Origin of the sequence: Methanococcoides sp., from assembly GCF_030594565.1 — an archaeon.
Classification (GTDB): Archaea; Halobacteriota; Methanosarcinia; order Methanosarcinales; family Methanosarcinaceae; genus Methanococcoides; species Methanococcoides seepicolus.
The window spans coordinates 1-6,869 of the sequence record NZ_JAUVEY010000119.1 but is presented as its reverse complement, the minus strand read 5'-3'; the positions used below and the strand labels follow the sequence as shown (position 1 = coordinate 6,869).

The window sequence follows — 6,869 nt, the reverse complement described above, 5'->3', positions numbered from 1 at the left end:
ATATGGACATAATGCAACAATTTTTTTTAATTCACCCCTACCTTCAACATAATCAATGTCAAAAATTTCATGTGCTTCCAGCCATTTATTATCCCCTAATACTTCATATCTTGAAATGCCACATGCCCAACAACACTGATTGTTTTCTATATATGCAAGTGTTCTTTTTTGATCCCACCATTCTTTACCCTTTATGGTTCGTGGATTCAAACCATGCAATGGTTTTGGAAGAGTTGGATTATTAAGTATCATTGGATCTGTAAACAAAGGTAAACCCCACCGAGGGAATACGGGAACCGTCCACGTTTTTTCTTCATATAGGCGTTTAAGGTATTCGACATCTTCGATGCAATGTTTAATTAATTGCTTTAAAGTGGCCCGCTTTAAATTTATGTTTTCTTTTTTACAATTATAATGAGATTGCATCATTTCTTCTAATGATGGCCATTTTTTATTGTTACCATAAGGTCTACGAGCAATAATTGCTGAAAATACATCATATGAATCAAAACCAATAGGTTTTCTGCATCCTTTTCTGTCTTGATTTAGTCTCAATAAATCATTTTCGATATGATCTTTTTCTGGAATCTTCGACTTTTTTTTATGAGATTTTTTTACTAATTCTAGTCCATATTTTTCTAGAACAAAAAAGTCAAACCCTTCACCATTATAAGAAACGATATGCTTGTGTTTTTTTATTTCACTGACAAAATCGGTTGGCTTTTTAAACACCTGCATCTTATTCTTATCATAACTATAAATTACACCACAGCGGAATTTTCTTTCCCTTTTAGACTTCATGGAACGAATATCACCAAAATCGGTTTCTATATCAATAATTGCTACTCCTTTTCGTGTATTCCACAGATTGGTAACAAAATCGTTTGTAAATTCATGTTGGGAAATTTCGCTTTGAATTTTGATACTATCTGAAAATTTCATAGCAGATGTACAATTTTAAAATATAAAAATCATGTCGTGAAATTTTTTTCAAAACTGGAATTTCAAAGCGTACACTTTTTTGACGTTGTATATATCCCCGACTTGCTATGCGAGGGATAAGATTTGAACCCAATGATTCTCTAAATTTTAGAAGGGTTGCATTTTTCATCCTTACCTATATCCCCCAAAGATTGTGCGGGGGGAAGAGATTCGAACCCTTATATTTTGTTTAGTACAATCCCCCATACCTTAAAGATGTGGTATATTTTCACCGAATAGTTTAACCATCATTAATGGTCTGGAATTAAATATAGAACGATCCGAATCAAATTAAGAGCAATAAATGAAAAAAGATGTGTACGTATGCGGATTCCGCATACGTGCGATATTATCAGTTCTTGTCTACGAATTTTCTGTACAGGCGTGCCTGGAATCCGTGATATTTAGCAAACCCTTCTGCATCTTTCTGGTCGATGCTTGTGCCGTCAAAGGATACAAGTTCTTCTGAGTAAAGGGCATACGGGGATGTCCTTGCAAGAACGAGGACGCTACCTTTGAAGAGCTTCATTGTTACTGTACCTGCGACACGTTCCTGTGTCTTGTCGATGAATGCATTGAGGTCATCGTAGAGTGGTTCGTCCACGAGGCCGTAGTATGCAAGTTCAGACCACTGTTCATCAACTGCTGATTTGAACTTGAGTTCTGCACGAGTAAGCACGAGCTTTTCAAGGTCTTTGTGTGCTGCAAGCAGAACTGTTGCTGCAGGATGTTCGTAGTTCTCACGTGCCTTGAGTCCGAGGACACGGTCCTCGATCATGTCGGTACGACCTACGCCGTGTGTTCCTGCAATGACGTTCATCTTCTCGATAAGTTCGACACCGCCCATCTTCTGGCCATCGAGGGATACAGGTACACCGTTCTCGAATCCGATCTCAATGATCTGTGCATCGGGTGCATCTTCCGGAGCTGTTGTCCATTTGTATATCTCTTCAGGTGGGATATATCCAGGGTCTTCGAGCTTTCCGCCTTCGATGCTTCTGCTCCAGATGTTCTCATCAACGCTCCATGGTTTTGCAGTGGTGACTCCCACAGGTATGCCATGTTCTTTAGCGTATTCGATCTCCCATTCACGGGTGAGGTTCATTTCCCTCATGGGTGCGATGACATCCATGTCGGTGAGCCTGAACACTGCCTCAAAACGAAGCTGGTCGTTGCCTTTGCCGGTGCAACCGTGTGCAAGTGCAACTGCGCCTTCCTGTTCTGCGATCTCAACTACCTTCTTGGCGATGAGCGGGCGTGCAATGGATGTTCCCATGACATAGCCTTCGTAGTCGCCGTTAGCTCGGATAAGCGGGAAGATATAGTCGTTCACGAACTCTTCGCGAACATCAAGCGTGAAATGCTTGTCACTGATCTTCTGTGCTTTCTCTTCTGCCTGTGCAACATCTTCCTTTGGCTGTCCCACATCGACTGCTACTGTAATTACTTCATCGTATCCGTATTCTTCCTTGAGAAGAGGGATGCAGATAGATGTGTCCAGTCCTCCAGAATACGCAAGTACTACTTTCTTTGACATGATATTGTTTCCTTGTAATTGATGATCAGTTCTTGATCTCTTTATGATATTCATTGATGGACTTGATGGTTATCTCACCTGTTTTCATGGATGTGATAGCATCAGCGGCTGCTTTTGCTGCCTGTATGGTGGTGATGTATGGCACCTTGAAGTCCACTGCAGCACGTCGGATATGGAATCCATCATTTCGTGATTGTCTTCCTGTTGGAGTGTTCACGATAAGTCCTACCTCATCCCTGCGCAGCATGTCTATGACGTTAGGACTGCCTTCGTGCAACTTCATGACCGCTTCCATGTTGATACCTTTCTCTGCAAGATAGTTCGCGGTCCCTTTGGTTCCTATCAGTTTAAGTCCTGCATCCTGCATCTTCTTTGCGATATCGACAAATGCTTCCCTGTCTGCTTCCTTTATGGACATGAAAACATATCCGCTAAGTGGCAACAGATTGTCTGCACTGAGCTGTGCCTTGAAGAACGCACGTCCGAAATCATAGTCTATGCCCATTACCTCTCCGGTACTCTTCATCTCCGGACCAAGAACAGGATCTGCTCCAGGCAATTTATCGAATGGCAAGAGTACTTCCTTGACGGAATAGTGTTCGACATGTAACTCGTCCTGCTGTGCATATCCCATGTCTTCAAGGGAGTGGCCGATGATGACCTGTGCAGCGATCTTTGCAAGTGGGAGTCCCACTGCTTTTGATACGAATGGAATGGTTCGGCTGGAACGAGGGTTCGCTTCAAGCACGTAGACCTTTCCATTCTGTTCTGCCATCTGAATATTGATAAGTCCTATAACATTGAGTGATAGTGCTATCTTGCGTGTGTAATCACGTACTGTCTGAAGGGTCTCTTCTGACAAATAACGTGGCGGGATGACACAAGCTGAGTCCCCGGAGTGTATGCCGGCTTCTTCGATGTGCTCCATTATCGCACCGATGAGCACGTCCTTGCCATCACAGACCGCATCCACATCTATCTCGACCGCACCTTCAAGGAAGTCGTCGATAAGTACGGGCTGTTCAGGGGATACGCGTACTGCTTCCCTCATGTAGCGTTCGAGGTCCGGCTGTTCATAGACGATCTCCATTGCACGTCCGCCGAGTACGTATGAAGGCCTGACAAGTACCGGATATCCAATACGGTTGGCTATCTCGATGGCATCTTCCTGTGAGGTCGCGTAGCCGGCTTCAGGCTGTGCAACACCGAGTTCGTTCATCATCAGGTTGAACTTTTCCCTGTTCTCTGCCATATCGATGTCCTCAGGGGATGTTCCCATGATGATCGTGTCGAGGTCAGTGCGGCGCTGAAGTTCCTTCTGGAGGGGTAGTGCAAGATTGACAGAGGTCTGTCCGCCGAATTGTACCAGTACACCATACGGCTTCTCACGCTCGATTATGTTCATGACATCCTCGATTGTAAGCGGTTCAAAGAACAGCTTGTCAGAGGTGTCGTAATCGGTAGAAACAGTTTCAGGGTTGTTGTTCACGATATGTGCTTCGATCCCATCTTCACGGATAGCTGTGACAGCATGGACAGTACAGTAATCGAACTCTATACCCTGTCCGATCCTTATAGGACCTGCACCGAGGATGAGGACCTTCTTCCTGTCGGTTGGTACATCCTCGCACATCGTTTCGTAGCATGAATAATAGTAAGGTGTCTCTGCAGCGAATTCCGCAGCACAGGTATCGACCATCTTGTAGGTCGAAATGATGTCATTATCACGGCGCAGGTCGTTGATCTCTTCACGGCTCTTTCCTGTCATCTCCCCGATGCGTTCATCTGTGAATCCCAGGCGTTTTGCTTCTGTTAAGAGAGCGATGTCCGGTTCACCTGCGAAAAGTTCTGCTGCAAGCTTCTTTTCCATCTTGACGATGTTGTCTATCTTCTCTATGAAGAAGACATCTATACCGCTGAGTTCGGAAACTTCCTCTATGCTCATTCCGGTATTAAGGGCATGGAAGATAACGAACAGCCTTTCGCTTGTGGGGGTCTTCAAAAGGGTGATGACCTCTGCCTGTTCCCATGTCTTGTTACCGAACTTCATATCGATGTCAAGGGACCTGACAGCTTTTTGAAGGGATTCCTCGATGGTACGTCCGATGGACATCACTTCACCGGTACTCTTCATGGCGGTGGTAAGGGTCTTGTCAGCTGTGACGAACTTGTCGAATGGCCATCTTGGGATCTTTGTGACAATATAGTCGATGGTAGGTTCAAAGGATGCAGGTGTCTTCTTGGTGACATCATTGAGTATCTCATCAAGTGTCATTCCAATTGCGATCTTTGCTGTGACCCTTGCGATAGGATAACCGGTTGCTTTTGAAGCAAGGGCTGATGATCTCGAGATACGTGGATTCACTTCCACTATCCTATATTCGCCGTCCTTGGCAGCGAACTGGATGTTACACCCACCTTCAATGTCGAGAGCACGTATGATCTTTATAGCTGCTGTACGAAGCATCTGGTGTTCGATGTCGTTAAGCGTCTGAGAAGGAGTAACTACAATGGACTCGCCGGTGTGGACTCCCATTGGGTCAAGGTTCTCCATGTTACAGATGACGATACAGGTATCGTTGGAGTCACGCATTACCTCGTATTCGAATTCCTTCCATCCGAGAACGCTTTCCTCGATGAGAACCTGATTTATCCTGCTGCGACGCAGGCCTCTTTCGGTTATCTCGAGAAGCTGTTCTCTTGTGTATGCGATACCACCGCCGGCACCTCCAAGGGTGTATGCGGGGCGGATGATAAGGGGTAATCCAAGCTTCTCGATGATCGCTTCAGCTTCTTGAAGTGTGGAAACTGCCACGCTTTTAGGCACTTTCTCACCGATGGCTTCCATCTTGTTCTTGAAGAGCTCACGGTCCTCGGTGTTCTTGATAGCATCAAGGGATGTTCCAAGCAATTCCACATTGAACTTCTCGAACACACCCATCTCAGCAAGCTCACTTGTAAGGTTAAGACCTGTCTGACCGCCGATACCTGCAATGATACTGTCAGGCCTTTCCTTCTCGATGATCTTGGCGATTATCTTTGCTTCAAGCGGCTCGATGTAAACAGCATCTGCCATTTCCGGATCTGTCATTATGGTTGCCGGATTGGAGTTTACAAGGACTACCTTGTACCCTTCTTCTCTTAATGACCTGCATGCCTGAGTTCCTGAGAAATCGAATTCTGCTGCCTGCCCTATCATTATCGGACCGGAGCCTATGAGCAGGATCTTCTTAATATCGTTTCGTTTTGCCATTATATCCTGCCTCCCATAGCTTTCATGATCTTTCCAAAGAATATTTTTTCTGTATCTCTCGGGCCAGCATGTGCTTCCGGATGATACTGGACACTGAATATATCGAGGTCCTTTTGCTCGATACCTTCCACGGTCCTGTCATTGGTGTTGACCTGTGTGACAGTTACATCGGTGTCATCGAAGGAATCCCCTTCTACAGCGAATCCGTGGTTTTGGGACGTGATATGTACAATTCCTGTTTCAAGGTCCTTGACCGGCTGGTTTGCTCCACGGTGGCCGAACTTGAGCTTGTATGTGTCAGCTCCAAGGGCCCTTGCAATGATCTGATGACCAAGGCATATTCCTGCAATAGGAACAGTTCCTGCCATTTCTTTTACTGCGTCTATGGCTGCATTTGCATTCTGTGGGTCACCCGGTCCGTTGGACAGGAATAAAAGATCAGGGTCAAATTCCTGAATTACAGAAGCGGGTGTGGTAGCTGGTACCACTGTAACATCAATGCCTCTGTTCAACAGACTTGTAGAAATGTTCCTCTTCATTCCGAGGTCGATAAGCACGACATTTTTCTTGTCACCGGTATTGACCTGACTTTTTATGGTGTAGGGTTCTTTACAAGTAACCCTTGAGATCAGGTCGAGACTGGATATATCCGGCTGTGCTCTCGCCAGCCTTACAGCCTCTTCACCATCGTCACTGCCATTGATAAGTGCAGCACGCATGGTACCATGCTCTCTAGTACCGATGGTAAGCATACGGGTATCGACACCGGATATTCCGGGCTTTCCCTCATCTTCCATCAGTTTGTAGATATTACGCATGGATTGGTGGTGACTTGGAGACGGACATGCTTCCCTTACAACAAGGCCCTCGGCCTTTACACCGTCGGACTGGAAGGTCTCATCATTGACCCCATAATTTCCGATAAGAGGATATGTGAACATCAAGATCTGACCGCTATATGAAGGGTCTGTCAGTGATTCCTCATAACCTGTGTACTGAGTAGTGAAAACAAGCTCTCCGCAAACGATACCTTCAGCACCGAAACCGGTACCTTTTAAAAACGTTCCATCTTCTAATCCTATTACTGCATCCATCATC

Annotated in this window: 3 protein-coding genes and 1 pseudogene; all 4 read right to left on the bottom strand. The window is 45.3% G+C overall.

Annotated features, from left to right (window positions below):
* A pseudogene (locus QAS77_RS09420) lies at positions 1-942 on the bottom strand (hypothetical protein); the annotation flags it as partial.
* Positions 943-1,333: 391 nt separating this feature from the next.
* The gene (locus QAS77_RS09415; protein WP_305065155.1) at positions 1,334-2,518 is read right to left on the bottom strand and encodes an argininosuccinate synthase; all 1,185 of its coding nucleotides are present in this window, start codon (positions 2,516-2,518) and stop codon (positions 1,334-1,336) included.
* A 25-nt stretch (positions 2,519-2,543) separates the two neighbouring features.
* Positions 2,544-5,771 (bottom strand): carbamoyl-phosphate synthase large subunit, encoded by a 3,228-nt coding sequence (gene carB, locus QAS77_RS09410; RefSeq protein WP_305065153.1) that lies wholly within the window; start codon positions 5,769-5,771, stop codon positions 2,544-2,546.
* A complete protein-coding gene (gene carA / locus QAS77_RS09405; protein WP_305065151.1) occupies positions 5,771-6,868 on the bottom strand; it encodes a glutamine-hydrolyzing carbamoyl-phosphate synthase small subunit in 1,098 nt (365 codons plus the stop codon). Before carA ends, carB begins: the two co-directional genes overlap by 1 nt.
* Position 6,869: the final 1 nt, after the last annotated feature.